The following is a 23830-nucleotide window of genomic DNA, read 5'->3' on the forward strand; positions in this document are numbered from 1 at the left end:
TACGGCACGGACTGTAGCGATCGCCCTGCGAACAGTGGAGATGTGCACGCTGGGACCTTGCTCACAGACGACGGACGCGGCTTCCCGCTCCCCGACTCCCGTGTGTCGTGCGCGCGTTGGGGAGGCGCCCCCGCGTACGCGACAGGGGCTCGGCGGGGCGTTGTGCGCCCGATCGAGGTTCACGGGTGAGGCGGAGTGGGAATTGATGTGCTGCGAGACAGTCGCTGCCCGGGGGGACTCCATGGCCGGTGGAAGAAGAGACACGGAGCGTGCTCCGCACATGCGCGCGGAGCACGAGCGGGCGCGTGACGCCCCGGAGCGCGCACGGGGCCCGGCCCGACGCCGCGGACGTCTCGCCGTGGCGGGGCTCGCGCTCGGCGCCGTCACCGCGCTCGCCGGCTGCCAGGTCGACACCTCGGGCGAGCCTTCCGTCCGGGTCTCACGCCTTCCCGAAGAGCCGGTGGCCCGCTCCTCCCCACCGCCCTCCCCCTCCAACGCACCGGCCGCGGTCCCCGAGCCGAGCAGCCCCGCGCCGCGGACGAGCAGCAGCACCCCGTCGCCCCCACCACCGCCGCCGCCCGACCCGGTGCTGATGCGGTCGGGACAGGAGAGCGGCCAGGTGCGCGAACTCCAAGCGCGCCTGCAGCAGTTGAAGCTCTTCTCGGTCAACCCCACGGGGTACTACGGCGACGTCACCACCGCCTCGGTGAAGGCGTTCCAGCGCAAGCAGGGCAGCCCCCGTACCGGCAACGTCTCCCCGAGCGACTGGACCGCGCTCCGGGCGCGCACCTCCCAGCCGACGCATCTGGAGCTCCACCCGACGACCTCCCGCCCGCTCGCCGACCCCGACCCGCGCTGCCGCACCGGCCGCGCCCTCTGCATCAGCAAGAAGAGCCGCACCCTCGCCTGGATGGTCGACGGCGAAGTCCGCTCGGCGATGGACGTCCGCTTCGGCTCGGCCTACACGCCCACGCGCGAGGGCAAGTTCAAGGTCGACTTCAAGAGCCGCCGCCACCACTCGACGATCTACGACACCCCCATGCCGTACGCGCTGTTCTTCAGCGGCGGCCAAGCCGTCCACTACTCCGCGGACTTCGCCGCCACCGGCTACTCGGGCGCCTCGCACGGCTGCGTCAACGTCCGGGACAAGAAGCGGATCATCGCGCTCTTCGACGCGGTACGCGCCGGCGACAAGGTCGTCGTCTACAAGTGACGCCGCGCTCGCGGCAGAAGAGGAAGCGGGGGGCGCGGGCGGGACCGGGGGAACGTGTCCCGCCCGCGCCGATGCGCGTGCCCAGGGGTACGGGGGGAACCCCGGGCGTCATCGCGCAGCCGATGACCAGTCGGCTCACTTCCCTCTGCGCTGCCGCACCGGAAAGTGTCACACCGCCGCACTCCTGCGCCCTGTGGTCTCCGTCACTTCGACTGTCGGGCCGGGCTCAGGCGGGGCGCTTTGCTCAACGTCCGCCGTGCGGGGGACGGTTGGTGTCGTCCGGGGTTCGCCGGGAGAGGTCGTACGCGCACTCGTCTGCGCTGCTCCGGCCGGGGCGCAGAGGGCGCTTTTTCGGGCAGCGTCGGCGCAGTTGACGCCGGTGACGCGGCCGGACGGGGCCTGACCCGAGAGCGCGGTCCGGGCGGTCTTCGCCGACGGGCTCCGTCGCGCCCCGTGCGGTGCAGCTCGCAGGTGAAAGCGGACCGGAAGGGCCGGCGAGCTGCCAGCGGCGGGCCTCCGTCCGACGTCGGCGGAAGCACCATCTGTGCCATGCCTCCCGGGAGTTGCCACACTTCGGACGTGACACGTAACCGCACCTCGCGCGCCGGACCTTCCGCATGGCCCGGGTACGCCGCTTTCGCGCTCGGCCTGTTGTACGCCGCCGTCAGCGCCTACTGGGCGGCAGGCGGAACCGCCGGTCTCGACACCGTCGGCGGCGAGCTGGCTCGATCGGCCCGGGCCCGCGATCCCGGGATGGTCGCGGTGCTCTGGCTCACCGTCGGTCTCAAACTCCTCGCCGCGCTGCTGGGGTTGGCGCTCGTGCGTCCATCGTGGCGGATGCCGCGCCGTCTTCTGCTGCCCCTTTCCTGGGTTGCCGCCGTGGTACTCACCGCGTACGGGGGCCTGTTGGTCGGCGGGCAGGCGCTGGTGAAGGCGGGGGCGGTGGAGGCGTCGTCGGATATGGACTGGACGGCGTTCGACTGGCACCTGTTCCTGTGGGACCCGTGGTTCCTCATCTGGGGGTTGCTGCTGTGCCTGGCAGCACACCGCGGGAAGCTTCCGCGGAGCACTCGCCCGTAGGCACTCGCCGGCGGGCGTCCCGCTGCCCGAGTCCGGCAGCCGACCGGGGCATCGTCGTCCAGCAGTCCCGTCTCCGGGAACGCCCGCGGTTCACATGCACGTCGAGGCGCGCCGCCGACGGGGCCGGACGCGACCGAACCGTTCGGCTTCGGACGTCCGTCGGCGACCGCAGCGTCCCTCTGGTCACGCCGACACGTACGTGCAGCGTGCGGGGGAGGTCGCTGAGGACCGGCCCCTACGGCGCCACCGGTGTCGGGACGGCCGCGCCCTCGGGTGTGGGACCGGGCGCGAACGAGCCCCCGGCTCCCTCGCTTTCGGAGGAGTCGTCCTCGTCGCCGTCGTCCTCGTCGCCGTCGCCCGGGCTGCTCGGGACGCCCGAGCTCCCTTCCGGAGAGCTGGGTTTGGTGGGCGGTGCCGGGTCGTCTCCGCCGCCGCCCGGTCCGGTGCCGCCGGGTGACGAGGTGCCGACGTCGCCGCCCGGTGCGGACCAGCCGCGGCCCGAGCAGAAGGAGCGGACCGCGTTCCTGCCGCCGGCCGCGTGCTCGAGCTTGGCGCGCTGCTTGGGGCTGAGCGCACCGTCCGCGTACGCCTCGCAGAGCGCGTTGGCGAACTTGCCGTGGCCCGTGCCGTGCCGCGAGCCGTCGAGGTGCTTGCGGCCGTCGCCGTCCTCGGAGTCGTCCTCAGCGCCGGGGCTCTTGCTGCCGCCGTCCTTGTCCTCGTCGCGCGAGGGCTTGCGCGAGCCGTCCTCGTCCTCCCAACTCCCCGTGCTGCCGGGGGCGGGCTCGTCCGGCTCGGGGGACCGGAGATCGTCCGGGCTGGAGATCGGCGAAGCGCTCGCAGCGGGGGCCTCCCCACCGAACGGGCTCGGCAGCACGCCGGTGCCGGCCGCGACAGCGACGCCGCCGAGCGCGCACCCGGCGAGCGCCACGGCGAACCCGGCGCGCAACGGCACACCCGCCACCGCCCACCGCGCGCCGCGCACCCGGCCACGGTTGCGCGTACCCGTCGAGGCGCTGCGGAGCAGCCCGGCCTGCGCGCTGCGGAACGCCTCAACGGCCGCCGTCTCGCCGGGCAGTTCGCCGCTGCCCGGCCGTGGCGAGGAGCGGAGCTGCCGGGCCGCGAGATCGTCGAGGACGGCGTCGAGCCGCGCGTGGCGGTCCGTCGCCCGCTCCTCCTCGGAGCCGCGGCCCGCGCCCTTCTCCGCACCGCGGGCAGGGGAATCCGACGCCGGAGGCAGGGGTCTTCCACGCAGCAGGCGCTCCGCTGCCTCTCCGTCCAGCCAGCCATACCGGTCCGCCATCACGTATCCCTCAGCGTTCTCACGGCGCTCGGCGTCACACCGAAGGTCATGTTTCGCCCCCGTCCGCTCCGGCGGAGCCACGCCCCGAGGCCCGCCGCAACCTGCCCCTCAACGGCAGCGCCTGCACCGCCTGCGACGCCCCGCTCTCCGATTCCTCCAGCAGCTCCGCGAGCTTGCGCAGTCCGCGGTGGGCCGCCGTGCGCACCGCCCCCGGGCGCTTCCCCAGCACCTCCGCCACGCTCTTCGCGTCGAGCCCCACGACGACGCGCAGCACCACGGCCTCGGCCTGGTCCCTGGGGAGGCGCGCGATGAGCTCCATCGTCCGCCCGGTGTCGAGCGACTCCAGTGCCTCCTGCGCCGTGTCCGTCTCCCCCGGCAGCGCGGCGAGTTCGCTCTCGTCGCCGCCGACTGCCGGGCGCCGTCCGCGCATCCGGATGTGGTCGAGCGCCCGGTTGCGCGCGATCCGCGCCGTCCAGCCGCGGAACCTGTCGCCGTCGCCGTGGAACCGGGCGAGGTCCCTGGCGATCTGGAGCCACGCCTCCGAGGTGACGTCCTCCGCGTCGGCTTCCGGCACGAGCGTGCGGACGTACCCCAACAGTCTGGGATGCACGGCGCGGTAGACGGTGCGGAAGGCGTCCTCGTCCCCGTTCTGCGCCGCCCGCACCGCAGCCGTTAGCTGTGCGTCGTCCCCCTGCACGCTCGTTTCTCGCTCCACTCCGCGCACTTGCGACGGTCGTTGTTCGGCCACGCCTGGATGTGGGGCCCGTCCCTGCCGTGCTCGGCCGCTCCGCCCAGGAGCGGCTCGGTGTTCCCCGGCCATACACCCGGGGCCTGCTCGCGCACCAGCTCTTTGCCGATGCGATGCAGCACGCTAAGGGCAAGTGTGCTCGCTCGTCCATGCCGAGCACCGCGCGGGTCCGTCCTGCCCTCCGATCCCGGACAGGCGCCGCATCCCCGGGCAGACGGAGCGTCCTCCGGCATATGCACGTGGACGACGGCCCAGGCAGCAGGAGTCGGCGACGACCGAGCGAGACACGGGTAACAGTTTCGGGCGGCCCGGCGCAGAGGGGAGTACGGGCCTGCCAGAGGCACAGCGCGCGCCCGTGCCAGACGACCGGGGTCTCTCCTGTGGGGGGTGGCGACCCCGGTCGTCCTTTGTATGCGTTCCGGCGCTGAGGCGGGCGCTGAGCGGCGCTTCACGATGGCGCCGGCCGGATCTCGGGCTCGTCGCCCGCGTTGGCCGTTTCTTCGGCACGGAGCCGCGTGTCTTCGTCGTGTGTTCCCGAGCGCTCCGTTGCGGGTTCTGCCTTCCCTGCCCTTGCAGTGCGGCGACGGGCATCGCATGTGTCCGGCACACACGCTGAGTCGGCGCGTTCCGGCGGAAGGTCGGGCCCTTTGGCATTCCTCCGCTGCGGCGGTATGGCGGGAGGGTCCCCGCGGTGGTCTCCAACGGGCGCGACAGTACGGCTTCGAGGGAGGTGTCGGCGACGCCGCCTCCGGGGGCAACGTCGCGGTGAGATGGAAAGCGCACCCCAAGCCGCCGAGGAGAACCGACGGGTCCGCGGCTGCGCACGCCGGCTCCCGCGTCGGCGTCGCTCATCCGCCGGTGAGCGTGCGGAAGATGAGGTCGGCGTACGACCCCGGGTTCGTGGTGCCGGTGCCGTGCGTCTCCGCGTCCGGGGGCCGTTCGGTGTCGACGGTCCGCGTCGGGGGCGGCGGACCGGTCTCCGCGAGGAGCGGTACGAAGTCGCCGCCGCGCCGGCGCAGTACCAGGTGTGGCCGGCCCTCGGCACCGGTGCCGGGGTAGGTGTGCGCTGTGCCGTCCTCGTCGACGAGGGTGAGCGTGACGTCCGTCGCCGCGGCCACCCACCTCGCCATCGTCTCGTCGGCTCGCTGCCGCCAACCGGCCCGTCCCGCGTGCCGGGCGAGTTCCGCCGCCGCATCCTGCGCGGGCGCGTCCAAGAGCCCGGCGACGGCGTTGTGTTCGCCGGGGGGCGGCGCCTGGCCGAGCATCCGCGCCGGGTCCCGCCGGGCTTGTGCCGCCTGCTCCCGGTGCGCCCGTCGCTCGCCGTCCGGGAGTCCGGCCGTCTGCGCCGCGTGCTCGAAACTGCGGGCGAGCGCGTCGAAGAAGCCGTTGCCCGGACCGCCGGCGGGGCCCTGCCGATGGACGGTGCCGTCGGGGCCGCGCAGTGTCCCGTCCCGGTCCAGCGTGTAGCGGGACGCCTCGTCGGTGCTCGTCGCCGTCCACGGCCACCTGGTGTGGCTCGGGTGTCGTCCTTCGGACGGCGCCGTGGTCTCGTTCGACGTCTCCGGCGGGGCCCAGGGCCGTGCCCCCTCGGGCAGGGCCACCTGGAAGAAACCGTCCGCCAGGAACAGCGTCGGCTCCGGTCCCGCCGCGCCGAACTCCGTCGCCGGGTCCACGCCCGCGGGCAGGAACCGGTGCGCCCGGCCGTCCTCGGTGACCACCGTGAGCGGTGTGCCCAACTCGCGTGCCGCGAGCGCCGGCAGGACATCCGCCGCCCAGTGGTCCCACGTGTGCGCGTCCGCCCCGTCGAAGTCCCTGGACAGGGCGGCGGTTGCCAGCCGCAACCGCTCCTCGTCCGTCAGCCACCGCTGTTCCGGCACCGTGCCCGCCTCCCGGAACTCGGCGGCGTGCGCCCCGTCCAGACGGACGCCGGCCGCGTCCAACTCCGCCTGGGTGAAGGCGTCCGTGCGGCCCGGCGCGAGCGCCAGCAGCATGTCCCGGTTCGCCGGGTCCGCCAGCGCCGACAGCAGTCGGGCGCGCACCGTCGCCACGTCCGCAGGGGAGCCCCACCAGCTCGTCGCAAACCGGGACCAGAAGCCGGTGGAGACCAACGGGGCGCGCGGCAGGTGGTACTTCGCCGCCGCCGTCAACGCGTGGAAGAAGGACGCCCCACCGTGCGTCACCGGGTGGGCCACCAGGTTCGGCCGGGGGTTCGCCCCTGACGGGGGCGACTGGGTCGGGGTCAGCCGGTGCTCGCCGCCCTTCCCGCCGGAGACCCGGTACTCCGCCGGCGGACGCTCGCGCCACGCAGGCGGCTCGTACGCAGGGGCCGGTGGGCGCGAGGGGGAATCGCCTGTCGCCGGCGCGGGGTTGGTGTAGTGCGACTCCGTCAGCCGGCTCGCCGCCGCGTGCAGCCGCTGCCGCTGCTGCGCCGCGGCCTCCGTACGCCCTGCCCACAGCTCGGTGTCCGAACGGGCCTGCCGCCACTCGCGCACCCGTTCCATCGCCTCGTCGGAGTGTGCGGCGGTCGCGGTCGTGGTGCCCGAGTCGTCGCGTGCGAGGTCCTGTTGGGCGCTGTCCATCGCCGTCCACGCTGCGCGCGCCCGGGCCCGCGCGTCGTAGTACTGCGACTCGGCCGCCGCCAAGTCGGCCTGCGCCGCCGCCACCCCGTCCCAGGCGCCGCGCACCGCTGCCGGGAACGACGCCTCGTCCAACAGCCCCAGCTCCGCGGCGAGATCCTGCCGGATCCAGACCAGCGCCGTGGTCTCCGCCTCCACCGCACGCGGACCGCGCGGGACGTGACCGAACGTCCGCGCAAGGGAGCTGTCCCCGATCCGTCGGTGCGCCTCGGCCACGGCCAACCACCGCACCGGCAGCGCGAACAGCATCGCCCGGCCGGTGCCCACCTTCGGGTTGCTCGAACTGGCGAGCGCGTTGCCGCTCTTGAGCGCCTCGCCCGCGGCCGTGCTCGACAGCGGCCCGGAGACGCCGGGGCTGATGACGCCGGCTTCGTCGGTGCCGGCCATCGGCGCCGGGCCGAACGTCGCCTCGGTGCTCTGCTGCGCTGCCGCGGTCTGTGCATTCTCCGTCCCGCTGCGCGTGTTCCCCTCCATGGAGGGTGCGTGCTCGACGGCGAGCAGCCGCGCGCCCTGCTTGCCGAGCTTCGCGTACAGCGCCGGGTCCGCCGTGTGCGACTGGCCGAAGAGCGACGCCGAGGAGAGCTGCGGCAACCGCCGCCCGCTCGGCCCGAGCGCCCCGCGCAACGAGGAGTTGAGCCCCGTCTGCCCCGTCGCCTCCTGCATCGCCTGCGCCGGCGCCGTCCCCAACCCCGTCAGCGGCGTCTCGCGCGCCCGCCGTACCGCGTCGGCCAGCGCGGCCGGACCCAGCGGCCTGCCCAATCTGCCGTCGCCCAGCCCCTCGGCGAAGCCGGTCGCGAGCGTCATCGCGTCGCCGACGTTCTGCGAGCCGAGCATGTCGACGGCGACGAAGCCCGTGCCGATGACGTCGTCGAGCGAGAGGTCGCTCCCCGCGGAGCGCCACGCCTCGATGCCCTCGGGGGTGGCGTCCCGCGCGGCCAGCGGACGCGCACCGCGCCGTGGTGCCTTCAGCTTCGCCTCGCCCAGCGCGGGGTGCGCGCCGTCGCCCTTCGGGAGCAGCACGCCCGTCGGCAGCAGCTCGCGGAGCGCTCCGACCGGGCCGCTGACCTCGGCGTTCCGACCGCCCCGCGCGAGCAGCGAGTTGCCGAGGCGGTCGGTGACCGTGACGCTGAGCTGGTACTCGGTGACTAGCTGGGTGTGGGACTGGGTGGTGGACATGCCCGGAGTGGACGCCGCCGAGTCGGAACGCGTGGCGCTGGACTGTTCCTGTTGCGCAGCGGCGCCCTGGAGCGAAGGGCCGGCGGCGAGCAGCCCCGTCGTGCCCCGATCGACCGCCGCCGCGGGGGCGACGCCGAGCGAAGCGTCGGGGCCGCTGCCGTAGCTGCGGCTCTGGCTCGCGCCCTGTCCGAGGGTGCGGTCGTCCTCGATCTCGAAGCCGTTCCGCAGCCGCTCGACCCGCTTGGTGACGGGGGTGAGGTGGAACCGCACCTCGCCCGGTTTGCCGTCGGCCAGCCGGCGCGGGTCCGCGCCGCGTGCGTAGCGAATCGGCAATCCGACGCCGTCCGCCGTGAGTTGGGCGTGCTGGCCGAGCAGCATGTCCGGGGAGAGCATGTGCGCCACCTGCGCACGGTCCTCGGCGGACACCCCGAGGCGTTTCAGCCGTGGCAGCAGGGTGCCGGCGACCTGCCGCGCGTCGAGCTGGCCTGAGGGGTGGCCGAGGAAGCCGCGCTGCCGTAGGTAGGACGGAAGTCGGTAGCCGTCGGCGAGCATCCGCGGGGTCGCGGTGCCCATGCCGTCCTCGGCGAGGCCCAGTTCGATGGCGTCCTGCATCGGCAGGTGCAGCAACAGCGCGTCCTGGACGGTGTGCCGACGCCCCGCCGCGCGCCGCGGACTCGGCACCAGGTCCCCGACCTGCGAGGACAGCCGTGCGAAGGCCCGCTGTACCGCCGCCGCCGAGCCGGTGCCGAAGAGCCCGGCGAATGCGCTCCACCGGTCCCGCACCGCGAGGTGCTCGGTGAGGTCCGCCAGCAGCGCGTACTGCCGGCCGGCGTAACTGAGCGTCGTACTGCGGCCGTTGCTGAGCGAGCGGGAGGCGGACCTGCCCTTCCCCCAGGTGTACTGGAACCCGGCGGCGTAGGTGCCGTGCACCGGCTCGTGGCCGTCGATCTGCTGCAGGAGCAGGGAGTTCTGCATTCCGACGGTGGTACGCGAAGAAGTGGAGACGCTGCCGGAGAGGGTGCGGTCCGAACCGAGGGTCGCCTCGAAGCTTCCCTTCGCGGGCCGCCCGAGCACCCGCGGCCGGTGCAACAGGCCCCGTACGGCGGCCTGGAACCCGTGGTTCTGCAACGGTCCCGACGCGTTCAGCCCCGTGGTCCGGAACCCGAAGGCACCGAGTAGCTGCCCGATGTGGCCGACGGTCGCCAGGTTCTCCATCGCCCGGTGCAGCGCCTCGTACGCCGGCGCACCAGGGGTGGTCAGGTGCCAGGAGTCGCCCGACGCCTCGCGCGCCGCCTCCTCGAGGGCCCGCAGCCGCTGCTGCGCGCCCTCCATGCTCTGGAGCACGAACGGGTGGGAGAGCAACTCCCGCGTCCACCCCGCGGGTGCGTCCGTCGGCGCCGTCAACTCGCTGGTGCCGTCGATGAGTTGCTCCGCCTCCGTGGCGCTGAGAGGCGCGGGCGGGGTGGGGGCGGGCGCGGGCGTCGTGGGTGCCGGCGTCGCGGGCGTCGCGGGTGCCGGCGTCGCGGGCGCGGGCGTCGCGGGCGCGGGCGTCGCGGGTGCCGGCGTCGCGGGTGCCGGCGTCGCGGGCGCGGGCGTCCCAGGCGCGGACGGTGTGGCGGGCGGCAGCGCCGCGGAGGTGGGGCTGTGCGCGGCGGGGGCGCCTAGCTCCACGCGTCCGATCGCGGCGGGGCGGCCGGCGAAGAGCGGTTGTTCCGGACTGCGTCGGACGAAGGCGCCCGTGCCGAGCAAGCCGAGGGTGGCCAGGCGGGGCAGGGCTCGCGGGCGACGGTAGTTCTCGATCGTGGCGTGCAACTCGATGCGGTAGGAGTACCGGTGCACGCCGCTCTGCGCCGTCAGGTGGTCGGTGGAGACGGTGGTCTGGGCGTTCGTACCGTGCTGCTTCGACCAGACGTGCCGAATCCCCGGGGTCAGCCACCCGATGCGCTTGGCCCACCCGGTCTCGGGAGCCTTCGCATGGTCCCGCGGGGAGAGACCGAGCTGCACGCCGGCCGTCTGCATACTCGAAGCCTGTTCGCCACCGCCCAGTTGCTGGCCGGAAGCCACGCCGGAGCGCAGCCCGCGCTCGCTCGACGAGCCCTCGTACTGGCGGTCCCGCAGGTCGGCGCGGAGGCGGACCGTGTGCTGGGTGCGCCGGAACTTGCCCTGTTCGGTGACGGCGACCGGCACGCCCGAGGTGGCGAGCCGCTCCAGTGCCTGCTTCAACGACGGCCAGTTCAGCGCCTCCCGCACCTGCCGTTCGTTCTGCAGCGCGGTCCGGCTGTACTCACCGCCGCGCACCAGGCGGTTCAGCCGCGGGTAGCGCGCCGCCAACTCCCCGAAGAAACGGCGCTGCCAGCGGGGTCGGAAGAGCCCGGGGTAGGACTCGGCGAGCGCGTCGAGCACGGTGTCGGCGAGTTCCTCGACGGAAGGGCTCGCCGGGCGCGGAGCCGTCGTGGCCGACTCCGGGGTGAACCCTTCCACCCGTACCTGCCCGAGGTGCGTCGGGTGGTCCTTGCTGAGGTAGGGCGGCGCCTCGGGAGCGGCCTGCGGACGGACGCCCGCGGGGGCCGAGTCGGAGTGCGCCGGCGGAGTTGTGTCCCAGCCGGCCAGTCGCCGCGCCTCGGTCGCCGGTATCCAGTCGAGGGTGGTGACGCGAATCGGACGCGCCGCGTCGGCCGACTCGCCCGGTGTGCGCAGGTAGAGCGTGCGGTCCACCTGGTAGAGCGCGGTCGGCGTCCCCTTGGTCACTCCCGTCGTCTTGCGCGCGGCCGAGCCGCCGACGAGCAGCGTCCGCCCGGTGGCGAGGTCGACGCCGGCCGACGGGCCGCCCTGGATACGCAGGTCGACGGGGCCCAGCAGGAGCGTCTGCTGGGGGCCGGCGGAAAACTGCACGCCCACCGACGTACCGGTGCTGTGGCTGCGGTCGTTCTGCTGCACGAACTTCCCGGTGTCCCGCAGTTCGATGGTGGTCGCCTCGGTCACCAGCCGCGCCGTGTGGGATTCGACCCGGTCGACCACGACGTGCCCGAGCGGACGCCGCCGCGCGCCCCGGGTGAGCTCCGGCCCCGCCTGCTCGCCGGGGAACTGGGGGAAGAGGCTCAGCAGCCGGGAGGGGCGGAGCCAGGAGACCAGGGCGCGGTGAGCCGAACTGCCGGGCCGTGCACCGAACATGTCGAGCACCGGTGTCTGCGGGGCGTCCGTGAAGTGCAGCGCCGTGGTGTCGGTGACGCGGGGCCGCGCCCCGGGCGGCAGGGCGAACTCGGTGGGCACGCTGGGGGCTGCGGCGCGCTGTTCGGTGAGCGCGTCCGGCAGCCGCCAGGTCAGCCCGTTGCGTACGTCGAACCGGTCCTGTCGCAGCGGGGTGCGTCGCCAGCCCCGAGGCGTCTGCTGTGCGTCGGCCCTGCCGTCCGGCGGCGCGACCGAAGTGGTGGGCCTCGCGGCGGAGTTGGACGGTGTGGCGACGGAAGAGGTGGGCGTGGCAGTGGAGTTGGACGGTGTCGCAGCCGGAGGGACCGATGTCGGGGCGGAGTTGGCGGGGCGTGAGCGGGTGGCGGACTTGTCCTTGGTGACCTCGTGGACGTCCACTTGGTAGGAGACGTCGTCGAGGTGGAGGTGGGAGCCGGCCATGGAGCGCCACTCGGTCTCGCTCGACTGCTGGGTGCCGGTGTTGTAGTCGGTGCGGCGGGTGCGGCCGAAGGTGCCGCCGACCTTCACCATCCAGTTCAGCGGCGGGCCGAGGCTCACGGCGCCGGCGAGGCGCCGGGCGCGGCTCACCGACTGCGGGACCCCCGTCGTCCGCGTCCCGCTGTGCGCGCCCTCCATCGTGAAGGCGAAGCCCTCGGGATCGGCGAACCGCTCCCAGCGGTGCCGCGGCCGCGCGCGCACCGTCGTCTCGAATCCCCGGCCGGACTTCCCGCGGGAGACGAACCGCGCCCCGTGCGGAGCCGTGAAGGCCTCCGGCTCCTCGCGCAGCATCCGGCGCAGTTCCGTGTGGTCGAACGTCCGCCGCACCCGCTCCGGCAGGCCGGCGAGGATGCGCTCCGCCACCCGGTCGCTGTCCCGCAGCGTCTGTGCGCCGAGCCCCGGCATCAGGCCGCCGGAGCGGTCGCCGGTGCCGTCCGCGGGGTTGAGGAACTCCGGGTGCAACCGGCTGCCGTCGGCGAAGGTCACCGACTCGGGAGGCGCGACAGTGGGTTCCCGACTCGTCCCGGGAAGGATGCGCGGCGGCCGGTTCCGATCCAACTGCGTCTCGACGGGCGCCGGTTGGGGCTTCGACTGATCCTGCTCCGCCGCGTTCGGCGCGTCGTCCGCCGGTGCCGGTGTGCGGGTGGAACCGAGGAGACCGGAGGTCCAGTCCCGCAACTGCTGCCAGACGCCGGACGGTCGGGTGTGCGGCGCCGGGAGGGAGAGCGACGGAAGCGAGACGGAGGGCAGGGCGGGCGAGGGGAGGTTGACCTCGGGCAGGGCGACCCGGGGCATCCACGCGAACGCCTTCCCGAGGCCGCCCGTGTTGGCGAAGCCGGTGAGGTTCCCCAGGTTCGCGAGAGCCCCCCAGCGGGAGGCGATCGCGGGCGCGTTGGCCGGCGCACTGAGGACCTTCCCCGTCGGTTCCTTCGGGCCGACGGGCGACGGGTCCGGAGTCCGCGAAAGTGTCGTCGCCGGCGGGACGGGAGCGGGGGCCGAAGGCGGCTGCAGGGCTTCGTAGTGGTTCCGGTCGTTGTACGCGACGAAGAGCGGCATGCCGTCGGCGTCCGGGTTCACCCGTTGCGTGTGCTGGGGCGAGACCACCCGGAGGTCGACTCCCCTGGTGGCGGCGAGGACTTCGGGGATCAGGTCACCGAACGGCGAGTCCCACATCGGGGTACGCCACGCCGTCTGGGCGAGCGTCTCCGCCAGACCCACCGTGCGCGCCTCCGCAGGCGTCGGGGCGAAGTCCAGCAACGCGCCGTAGGTGCTGCCGCGTAGGAGGTCCCGCCAGGCACCGGGATCGCCCGCACGCACCCGTTCCTGGACCGCGTCCGACGGTCCCAGGTCGGCGAGGACGATCTCCACGGGGTCCGTCCGCTCCAGGAAGAAGCCCGCCGCCTGCTCGGGGTTGTTCCGGAGGTGGTCGCGCAGCTCACGGCGGAGGCCCTGCACGTCCAGCCCGTCGAACCCGGGCACCCCTTGCGCCGCCGCACTCTCCAGCACGGACCGGAAGAAGCAGTCCCCGTCGCCCACGATCGCCCGGCGGTCGAGGGGATAGCCCGGCGTCTCGAAACCCACCCGCGGGTCGTGTTCCGTGCCCGTGTTCCGGGAGCCGACCGGTGCACCCGGCGGAGTTGTGGGAACCGAGGTGGCCGGGGGGACGGTTGCGGCAGCGTCGGGCGACGCACCAGGCAGGGGGCGTGCAGGCGGGCTGAGCAGGACATCCGTCGGCTCCTCCGCGGACAGGCCCGGGGTGTTGCCGGCGGGCTCGCCTTCGGTGTTCGTCGCCGTCGGAAGGAGACCCGGTACCGCCGTGGGGCCTGCCCGCACGGCGCCGGGCACGGGCGGATGCGGCTGCGCGGTCAGGGTGCCCTCGGCCCGGTCGAAGAGGGCGCGGAAGCCGGCGTACGTCTCGTTCTCCGCAGCGGTAGCGGTGGTCGGGTTCGCCCGACCGGGGCTCACCGCCGTCGGGTCGGCGCCGTACACCCTCTCCAACAGCGGCAGCATGTCCCGCTCGTGGCCACGCACCCAGGCCGCGGTGTTCTCCCTGGGCTGCCCCGTGAACGGGTCGGTGCCCTCGTTCGTCCCCAGATACGCGTTGCTCAACTGCGCGAAGTACTCGTCCTCGCTGCGCGCGGCGTAGCTGCGCTCCGGGTTGATGATGTCCAAGGGGTCGTGCACCGGGCCGTCGGGGCCCGTCCCCCGCGCGAGCATGGCGCGGTAGCCCTCCGCGACGAGCTGCCGGTCCGCAGCGCTGAGGCCGTAGTGGTGCACCGCGTGGGCGAACTCGTGGGTGATGGTGGAGTATCCGTCGTGGTAGGTGGCCGCGCCCGGCACATCGGTCGTCTCGCCGAGCAGGTTCTCCTCGCTGGCGAGGACCCGCCCCGAGGAGTGCCAGCCGCGTTCGGCGGCGAACCAACGCCCGTTCTGATGCGCACCATTGAACGCGCGGAACGGTCCCACCTCGGTACCTGGCACGTCCCGGGGCGCCACGAAGATGCGGACGCCCTGGTGCAGCAGGCGCGCGGTCACCTCGGGGTCGTTGAGCATCGGGAGCAGCCGTTGCTCCGCCTCCTGCCGCGCGGAGACCGGCTGTTGCACCTCGGGCGGTATGTGCACGATCAGTTGGGACGCGGTCCGGGCGAACTCCGCGGCGGAGAGCCCGTCGCGCAACGCGTCCACCACGGCCGGGTCCGCGGCGACGACGTCGCGGTCGGCGTTGGACAACGAGCTCAGCTCCGCCCGCCGTTGGTCCGGCGTCAGCACGGGCAACCGGTGTGTCAGCTCGCGTACGGCCTCCGGGGAGATGGTCGACCGCTCCGACGTCGAGAGGTCGGTGGTGTCGTGCGGGGAGGGCACGGCGGGCCGTGGCTCAGGGACGGTCGAGGCGGCGGACGAAGTCCCCGTGGTCGGCGGGAAGTGCGTCTGCTCCGGCACCAGCGGCTCACCCACCCGGGGCAGGCCGTGCAGCTCCCGTGCCTGGTTGTAGAGCTGGACGGAGAGGTCGGAGAGCGTGTCGAACTCGGTCGCCACCGTCTGCGCGTCGGAGTAACGGGTCGCGTAGTGCCGCGCCTCCATCCGGACCACGGGGGGATCGATCCGGGGCTGCTCACCGTCGCTGTTGTCGTCCAGCGCCCCGAACTCGGTACGGATCGTCAACGCGTCGTACTGCCCCACCCGGTGCTCCGGCGAGGCGTGCAGCAGGTTGTCGAGGTAGTGGCCGATCCGCACGGGGGCGGCGGCGCCCTTCAACGGCCGCTCCAGCACCTCGCCGCGCTGCTGCACGGACTCGGGAAGGGTCTCGACGAAGGTGTCGGCGAGCCATGCCGACTCGGCCTCCAGGAAGGCGCGCGGCGCCGGCCCCAACGCCGCGCGTATCGCCCCGAGGGAGTCCCGGGACGCCACCGCGGTCAGCTCCTTGAGGTGCTTGCTCCGACCGTCGGCGGCCGCCGCGACCTGCGTGTAGCCCAGGGCGAGCGCGCCCTGCAACTCGGCCGCGTCCCAGGGACGTTGCTGACCGGCCCACTCGGGCGAGCGCGCCAGCCACGCGCGGAACCGCTCGGCGCCCTGCTCCGCGTACCGCAGGCCGTCCCGCGCGTGGCCGGCAGCATGTTGGAGCTGCGGCAGCTCCTGCCGCATGTGCTCCACCACGTGCTGGATGAAGGCGGGGGCGCCGGCGAGCGGAGCGGTACCGGTGTGGTGCACGAGCACCGTGCCCGTGCCCGGCGGGTTGGAGCGGACGGCCAGGTCCGCGGCGAGCGGGTCGACCTGGTACCCGGCCTCGGCCGGGAAGAGTTGCTCGAGGGAGATGCCCTGGCGGGCACCGCGCAACCGCGCCAACACGTCGTGGAAGGCGTCCAGCACCTCGTCGTGCTCGGCCCGGCCGTCCTGCGCCGCCCCCGAGAGGCTGCGCGCGGGTGCGGTGACCACCTCCAGGATCGGCACGTCGCCCACGTGGTCGAGGGTGAGGTGCAGAAGGCCGGGCCGCGTCACCACGACGTCGTACGCGGAGTCGTCCTCGCCCGGGGGGATTTGGACGCGGAACTCGTGCAGCTCCGCCTCGAATCCGCTGGCCGGTCCGAACCCGCCCACCCGGACGGACCGCCCGCCGCCGCGCCTCCCGGCGGGCCCGCTCGACGTCTCCCCCGCGGCTTCCGGGACGGGCGGCCCCGGCCGTCGGGAGGACTCCAGCTCGCGCAGCCGATCGTGGACGGCGCGCTCGAGCTGCGCCACCGCGTCCCATCGGCTGCTGCTCGGCGTCTTCTGCGCCTTCCACGTCTCCACCGCCCGCAGCACCTGGTGGAGCTCGCGCAACCGCGGTTGGGGCGAGACCTGCTGGACGGCGGAGTCGATGGCGCGAATGGCGGCGGAGCGCTGCTGGAAGGAGACCTGCGAGGAGTCGGACCAGTCCGTGACGAAGCGCGGGACGGGCCGGCCGCCCTGCCCGCCCGCCCGGGAAGCGGCGGGAGCGGGCGGCGCCAACTCCGCCGTCGACGACGGGCCTTGGTGCGGTCCCTGCGTCGGGTCGGGACGGCGGAGTGGCACTGCGAATCCGTCGTCGCTCTCGGAGTCCGAGTCCGGCTCGACGCCCCGTGGCTCCTCCGCCGGAGCGGGACGGCGGAGTGGCATCGCGAATCCGTCGTCGCTCTCGGAGTCCGAGTCCGGATGCGGTTGTGCGGTCCACTCAGTCGGCTCGCCGGGACGCCCCCACGGCACCTCTCCCTGCTCCGGTGTGTCCGGCCGCTGGGCTGCCTGGGGTTGTGCGTCGGGGGATACGTGCCAGATGGTCGCCTCGTCCGCGACGGGGTCGGACACCAGCCGCGCGGGGACGGACTGCTCAGCGACGAACCAACCCCCCGTCTCAGCACCAAGCGGGGGCGTGCCCGAGGCGTCGTGGGCGAGGAGGTTACGCACCGCGGGAGGCAGAGTGACAAGCGTGTCCGGGCCCTCGTTCTCACGGCGACGGATCGTCGCACCGCTCACCTGCGAGCGGAAATCCTCCCGCCCGGCGAGGAACCGCACCACGGACTCCGCCACCAACTCCGGTTCCGGGTGCCGGGAGAGCGCATCGGCGAAGTTCGTCAAATGCAGGTCGCCCGGACGGTTACCGAACAGGCCCCGCGCCAGCGACTCCACCATGTCCTGAGTGAAGGCAAGCGTCTCCGCACGACTCATCGGCAACGGCTGCCGGCCGGTGGACTTCAACCAACTCATGTCACTGCGCACCTCCACACCCCGGATCCGCGGCAGCGAGATCGCCGACGGCCCCCCATCCCGCTCCAGCAAATGCTTCACCGCGTCCGGACCCGTGCGCGACATCACAGAATTCCGCCGAACCTTGACGACCGCCTCACCCGTCCAAAAACCCGTCGCACCGGCCATCGGCCCGAACAGGCCCGGCTGCGCAGTGCCATAACGCTCCGCAATGCCATCGAGTATCTCCACCGCACGCGGATGCCCCGGCACCATGGCCATCGCCGCATTGTCGAAATCCTCGCCCACATAGTGCAGCGCATACTGCTCAGAACTCTCCGGCACCGTGCGCAACGCATCAAGGGAATCAATGACATTGTCACCATCGCTGTAGAGGCCACCGAACCGGTGCAGCAACTCCCACCGCAGAACATCACTCGCCGCCGACCACCCAGGCCCCGTGTGCTTGGCAAGCTCAGTACGAAACTCCCTGTTCAGCCGCAGGGGTTCACCCGCGTGAAAGACCTCATCGACGTTGACCAGCCGAATATTGTTGTCCCTCGCCCACCCCACCATCGCCTGCACCTCACGCAGCCGGGGATCACTCGACCTCCCACCAGACGCGGCAGCTTCCTCAACCAGCCCACGCGGCACATCCGTCCACAACGTGAACAACGCGTCCTGCCCATGCCGCTGCCCGGCCTCACCGAACCGCCGCCAAAAACCAGACGCCGGACCATCGGGACGCAGCGAACCGCCCAACCAAATCGCATGGACAACCTGCGGCATCCCATGATGGCTGAACCTCGGCTGCCCAGACGACTCCGAACGGCCCGGCACCATATCCGCACCATCCAAAAACGGCACCACACCATCCGACCCAAGACCGGTACTACTACCCACATACGGACCCGGCTGCGGCGCATCCAAACCACCAAACAAATTCGGACCCAACGTCCGCTCCCCCGGCACCCGACGGACATCCGACACACGCGCAGACTCCCGCAGGTCTCCGAGCAATTCGGCCGCGCTCGGGTATCCGCTCGGCGACGTCGGCGCACCGCCCGGCAGCCTGACCGGCGCGCCCGAGACGAGGGTCTGCGCGATCGCCTCGCCGCGTGCCCGCAGCGGCTGGGCCTTCCGCCAGGTGGGCAAGGCGTCGTGCAAGCGCGCGACCTCGTCACGGGTGACCGAAGTCCGGTCAGGGCCGACCAGCCGATTCAGCTCCCGCCGCACCTCGGGCATCAAAAACTCGAGGTCCGGGCGACTGAGACTGCTCTTGCCCTCGCTGGGCGGCGACTCCTGGGCTCGCTCGACGGCGTCCGCCTCCGGCACCGCACGGGTGGCTCGCGGCCGCGAACCCGCCTCGCCCCGCACCCCGGTCTCCGCGACGGGCGGGGCGACGGAAGGCGGAGCCGTCGCCGAGGTGGGGAGCGTCGAAGGCCCCGCGTGCCTCCCCACCGTGTCGGTGCCGACCTGCCGCGGTGCCGAGCCCGGGAAGGGGATGTGCACCGCAGGGCCGGCACTCCCCGCCGTACCGCGCGGGATCAGGTACAGCCCATCGGTGTTCACTGCGAGCGTGTGCTCCGCTGCCCGCGGGTCGAGGAGGTGCTCGGCGCCGAGCACCTCGTCCAGGTTGGAGACGCGACCGATCCACCCGTCGTCGCCGCGCAGCAACGCACCGCTGGGCTCGTGCACGAAGTCGTCGCCGAACCTCCTCCAGTTGCCGGGCTCCAGCGTCTCGCCCGAGGGAAGCCGCACCCGGCCGTCGCCGCTCACGCCGTACGTCAGCGGCGTCGAACGGGACGGGGACGGGTGCTCGTAGGTGAAGGACTGATCAGCGCGAATGCCTTGCGTGCCGCTGCGCGCCTGAGCGGCGGGGAGTTCGCTGACGTTCCCGAACCGGGGCTCGGCCAGGGTGATCTGGCGTCCGATGGGCCAGTTCGCCGCAATCGGGTCCACACCGGTGTCGGGGGACCCGCCGCGCAGGCCGGCGGGACGTCCGTGGCCGTCGTCGGCTGGTGTACGGGTGGAACCGGCCTCGTGAGCCGGCGCCGGGCCAGCCCCCTCTTGCGTGTCGCTCTCAGCGGTCAGCCATCCGATTCCGGCCCAGCGCTGCTGCGCCTCCGGTGCGAAGCGCACCCGCCAGGACCGGAACTCACGCGCCCAACGGGCACCGAACGGCCAGTTGCCGCTCTCCTCGAGCGAAGAGGTGACAGCACGGCGGATGTAGTTGGGGCCGGTCAGCTCGGCTGCGTCCTGGTGCACGTCGCGCATCAGGAGGGACGGTTCGCTGGGATCGCGCAGTCCGGTGAGCAACCTGTGCATGAAGGAGCTGCCGGCCGGAGTGACGATGAAGTTGTTGTTGAACTGGCCCTCTGCATACTGCCGTTCGACGATGGCAGCCATCGCGTTCGCGTCGTCCTCATGCAGCGGCGGCTTCCCCTCCGAGGCGCGCTCGGTGTTGAGGTCGGCCAACAGTTGCCGGAACTGACCGGAGTCGCGCAACTGGGGCGCGAGGAACGGCACATCGTTCGGGTGCGTCATCAACGCCTCGGTGGGCAGTTTCGCCTTGCCCGGGTTGATGTCCACGTCCACGTACACGCCGCCGTCGCGATGCAGGATGCCGTAACGAGCGATGTCCGAGGCCATGGCGTACCCGCCCTTTTGCAACGCCCAGTTCATCAGGGCGTGGGCACGGTCCCCGGTGGCCGCGTCGCTCCCGTCAGAGGGAAAGACGCCACGATCGACCGTAGCGAAGCTGGCGTCACCCGAAGTGGTCAGCTTCTCGATGAACGCCGCGTTGGCGCTCAGCGCCCCGGCGTCGCCCCAGAGCACCACCTTCCAGCCGGCTTCCGCGGCGCGCGTCCGCCAGGCCAGCAGGTTCTCCTGGGCCGCCGACCCCAACTCGCCGCCGAACCACACCGCATGGACCGTATGGGGCACGGATGCGGTACCACCGGTCTCCTGCCCCAGCACAACCTGTTCGGGATCGCGGAGGGTCAGGTCTGACGTACGGCGCTCAGCGGCCGTCTCCGCCTGAGGATCTCTGCCCTTGGAATGCTCGTTGACGGTGAACAGGGGCTCCTCGACGAGCCGTGCGTCGTTCGGCTGCAGCTTCGCAACCTGATTCCGGACCTCCGTGCGGAAGGCGTCAGCCACAGCCACCGCCCGCTCCCGCCCGATGGCACGCGCCCGATCGGCTCTGTCCTGACCGGACAACAGGCTGCCGTTGCCCCGACCGACCACCTCGACGACGGGCAACGGCAACTCGGCGCGCGCGTTCTCCACGCCACGGCGCACAGCCTCGGCGGCCATGTTGCCGATCTCCGCACGAGCCGCGTCACTGAGCTGTTGCGATCCTTCGGCGAAGGCGACCCGGGTGACCGTGTCCCCCCGAGGCGACGCTCCGGGGCGATGCGACGACGATCCCTGCGTGTGCGGGTATCCGCTCGGCGGCGTCGGCGCACCGCCCAGCAGCCTGGCCGGCGCGCCCGTGAGGAAGGTCTGCGCGATCGCCTCGCCGCGTGCCCGCAGCGGCTGGGCCTTCCGCCAATCCGCCAGGGAGTCGTGCAAGCGCACCACGTCGTCACGGGTGATCGAAGACCGGTCGGGCCCGACCAGCCGATTCAGCTCCCGCCGCACCTCGGGCATCAACAGCTCGAGTTCGGGGCGACTGAGAGTGCTCCCGTGCTCGGTGACCGGAGGCTTCTGGGCATGCCCGACGGCGTCCGCATCCGGCACCGCACGGGTGGCTCGCGGCCCCGAACCCGCCTCGCCCTGCACGCCCGTCTCCGTCGCAGGCGGTGCGGCGTGGGACGGAGCCGTCGCCGACGTGTTCGCCGAGGTGGGAAGCGTCGAAGGCCCTGCGTGTGTCCCCACCGTATTGGTGCTCTCGGTGGCGGGACGGGCCGATGGGCCGCTGCTGCTCTCCGGCCCCGGGGCATGCGGTCCGGGGGAGTCCGACGGGTCGAACGCCTCGGAGAGCGGCAACAGCACGTCGGCGCCCGGGAAGTGGACGGACTTCATGACGGCGGTCAACTGCTCGTTGTCGCCCAGCGGTTGGACGCGTACCTCGCCTCCGGGCCCGTCCCGGGTCAGCAGCGCCGCCTCGCGCGGGGCGGGAGTGGGCGAGGCGCCGGGCCGCGCGGTGGATGAGGAGGCGGCGGGCGGTCCGGTCGGCGAGGCGGCGGGCGCGGTCGGGGACGCGCCGGTGGGCCCGGTCGACGGTGACGGAACCGGCGGCCCGAGTACGACGGCGCTGTCGCTCCCGGCGGAGTCCAGCAATCGCGCCGCCTCGTCGGGCGCCTCGTACGGCAGCGGGCCCTCGGAGACCACGACGGTGAACGGCCCCGTGCGGGAAGGACCGGCCTTCGGGACGGGTCCGCCCTCGGCCGCGGGGGGCGAACCGCGGTCAGCGGATGCCTCGTTGGTCGGGGCGGTCGTGGAGTCGTGCGTCGGGGCGGTCGCGGAGTCGTGCGGCGCAGGGTTCGCGGAATCATGCGGCGAGGTGCTCGCAGAGTCGTGCGGCGCAGGGTTCGCGGAATCATGCGGCGAGGTGCTCGCGGAACCGTGCGGCGAGGTGCTCGCGGAACCGTGCGGCGAGGTGCTCGCGGAATCATGCGGCGGGCTGCTCGTGGGAGCGCTCGCCGGGCCGTGGGTCGGGCCGCCCTGGTTCTCGGCCTGCGGGCCGGCGGACGTCTCCGACGAGGGGCCCGGTACCGGCCGTCCGGTGTCCGTCTCGTTCGGTGCGGCGTTCGGTGCGGCGTTCGGTGCGGCGTTCGGTGCGGCGTTCGGAGCCGCCGGCTCCGGTCCCGAGGTGGACCCGTCGGTGCTGGCTCCGTCGGTCCCGGGGACGGCGCCCGGCGTGTGGACGCCGTCGCCCAACGCGCCCGGCTGCGACGGAGGTTGGGTATGGACCTCGGGCCCGAGACTGGACAGGACGTCCTGTACCCGGCGGGCGTCGTCCACGACGGTCGGGCTGTCCCCGTCGGGCAGCACGCGTATACCGTCCGGATCGCCGAGGCCCCGGTGCAGGTCGGAGCGGAGGACGGTCTCGGCCGACGAGGGCGGCACCCCGCCGCGGAGCTCCGTGAGTTCGTGCAGGGCCTCCGCCCGCGCCTCCGGCGAGCCCGTGTGCACCTGCCGCCAGAGGTCCCGCTCGGGAGAAGGGCGCGCACCGTCGGCGTGCTCCGACGGCGCGTCCGTGTCGACGCCGTGGGAGCCGACGTCGGCGGAGCCCACTTCGCCCGGACCGTCCAAGGTGTTCGACGACGGCTCGGGGAGCGGGCCCTGGGCCTCCGGCGGCGCGGTCTGCCCTTGCGGTCCGCTGCGCGGGGCCGCCGCGCCGGGGCCGGCTCCGCTGGAACCGCCCTTCCCCACCGTCTCGGGACCGCCGCTCGGGTCGCCCGAAACCTCGCTCGGTGCCGAGGAGTTCGAAAGCGAGGAGTTCGAGGGCGAGGAAGCGGGCGGGTCGCCGCCGCCGCGCAGACCGTCCACGACGTTCCGCAGGTTCTTGCCGGTGTTTATCGCCGCCGTGTCGAGCACCGTGTTGACCCGGTTGCTGATGCCGGCGCCGACGAAGGTCAGCGGGTTCACCGACCAGTTCCCGTAGAAGAGGCCGTTGTGGAGCAGCTCGGCGAGCGTCTCGCCCGATCCGGAGGCGATGAACAGGCTGCTCTCGTTCACCAGGTGGTGCCCGATGCGCGCCGCAGTGGACGGTGGCTTGGGCGTGTAGGGCGGAGGCGAGGGCGTGTAGGGCGGGGGCGGAGAGCTGGTACGCGGCGGGGGCGTATGGGTGCCGGAGCCGCCCGGCGAGTCGTGCCCGTTCGGGCCGGTCTCCTTCGGGCCGGGGCCGGCGGTCCCCTTCGGACCCGGGCTGTCGGTCTCCTTCGGGCCGGGGCCCGTGCCGCCCTTCCCCGTGTCCGGGTCCGGCTTGCCGCCGGGTGAGTGCGTCGACCCGTCCGGGGTGTGGTTCGTCCGCGGCGGCGGACGGAAGTCGATCTCGTCGTTGTTCTTCAGGAAGTTCTTGTCGTAACCGCGGACGATGTTCGACGCCACCTGGTGGAAGACGCTCGTGAAGAAGCCGGCCATGGCGCCGAACGCGCCGTCCTGAAGGATCTTCTTCCAGTCGAACCCGTCGGGACGACGCCCTTCCGGCCCGGCCGTCATCATTCCGAGTCGGACGACGAAAGAGAGGAAAGCCTCCTGCAGCGCCTCGGTCAGCGTCGGGAGCAGATGCGTCCGCTGCAGCAGATGGCTGAGGAGCGTCAGGATCGCGAAGCGGCTGCGCGCCTTCGCCAGCGCGATCTGGGTGAGCGAGGCGCCGCCCGTGAAGTAGGAGAGCGCCATGTAGATGGCGATCTCGACGAGCAGTCGGATCACCTCGGCGATGACCTGCCACTTAGACTCCATGATGTCCATGGAGGCTTTTCGGCGGCCCTCCGCTATCTGCTCGAGCTGCTCGCCGAACTCCCGGAGGTAGTTGCGCCCGCCGTCGTCGATGAGCATGTTCATCGCGCGGACGTATTCACGGCCGACGTCCTCCGGCATCGCCTTGGCCGTCTGCTTCACCGACTTCTCGATGAGCTGCGACAACCGCTGCATCTGCTGCCCGAGTTGGGCGTACGGAGTGCGGCTCTCGTACGCCAGGTCCTCGTCGGCCTGGAGCAGACGTTCGCCGGTCAGGATGAAGAGCATCGCGTTCACTTCGGGCGACGGCATGATGCTCACGGCGCTCCCCTCCTCCCTGCGGAGAAGGCACGCGCGGCGTTCCGGGCGGCAAGGCGATGCGCGCA

6 protein-coding genes are annotated in these 23830 nt (G+C 73.0%); 2 read left to right on the forward strand and 4 right to left on the reverse strand.

Features of this window, described 5'->3' with window-relative positions:
• The first annotated feature begins 280 nt into the window (after positions 1-280).
• Together F603_RS0107890 and F603_RS31825 are read left to right on the forward strand one after the other, a co-directional pair.
• Positions 281-1213 carry a L,D-transpeptidase family protein gene (locus tag F603_RS0107890; RefSeq protein ID WP_019545469.1) on the forward strand — a complete coding sequence of 311 codons (933 nt, stop codon included), beginning with the start codon at positions 281-283 and terminating at the stop codon, positions 1211-1213.
• A gap of 579 nt (positions 1214-1792) precedes the next feature.
• On the forward strand, positions 1793-2293 hold the full coding sequence (locus F603_RS31825) for a DUF3995 domain-containing protein (RefSeq protein WP_019545470.1): 501 nt from the start codon (positions 1793-1795) through the stop codon (positions 2291-2293).
• Between the two features lie 235 nt (positions 2294-2528).
• Here the strand turns inward: F603_RS31825 and F603_RS0107900 are convergent, their stop codons facing one another.
• The 4 genes from F603_RS0107900 to F603_RS0107915 form a co-directional block, all read right to left on the reverse strand.
• Complete coding sequence (locus F603_RS0107900; RefSeq protein WP_019545471.1) at positions 2529-3593, reverse strand: hypothetical protein; 1065 nt, start codon at positions 3591-3593, stop codon at positions 2529-2531.
• Between the two features lie 46 nt (positions 3594-3639).
• On the reverse strand, positions 3640-4290 hold the full coding sequence (locus F603_RS0107905; RefSeq protein ID WP_026328230.1) for an RNA polymerase sigma factor: 651 nt from the start codon (positions 4288-4290) through the stop codon (positions 3640-3642).
• Positions 4266-4463 (reverse strand): hypothetical protein, encoded by a 198-nt coding sequence (locus F603_RS0107910; RefSeq protein WP_019545473.1) that lies wholly within the window; start codon positions 4461-4463, stop codon positions 4266-4268. The genes F603_RS0107905 and F603_RS0107910 overlap by 25 nt, the downstream gene beginning before the upstream one ends.
• Before the next feature lie 726 nt (positions 4464-5189).
• Positions 5190-23756 (reverse strand): WXG100-like domain-containing protein, encoded by an 18567-nt coding sequence (locus tag F603_RS0107915; RefSeq protein WP_425426957.1) that lies wholly within the window; start codon positions 23754-23756, stop codon positions 5190-5192.
• Positions 23757-23830 lie beyond the last annotated feature (74 nt).

The sequence above is a fragment of the Streptomyces sulphureus DSM 40104 genome (genome assembly GCF_000381025.1).
Classification (GTDB): domain Bacteria; phylum Actinomycetota; class Actinomycetes; order Streptomycetales; family Streptomycetaceae; genus Streptomyces; species Streptomyces sulphureus.

Bases quoted from the DNA above. Each gene is read 5' to 3' on its own strand.
- F603_RS0107890 (WP_019545469.1), top strand. From the start codon at position 281: ATGCGCGCGGAGCACGAGCGGGCGCGTGACGCCCCGGAGCGCGCACGG.
- F603_RS0107900 (WP_019545471.1), bottom strand. From the start codon at position 3,593: ATGGCGGACCGGTATGGCTGGCTGGACGGAGAGGCAGCGGAGCGCCTG.
- F603_RS0107915 (WP_425426957.1), bottom strand. From the start codon at position 23,756: ATGCCGTCGCCCGAAGTGAACGCGATGCTCTTCATCCTGACCGGCGAA.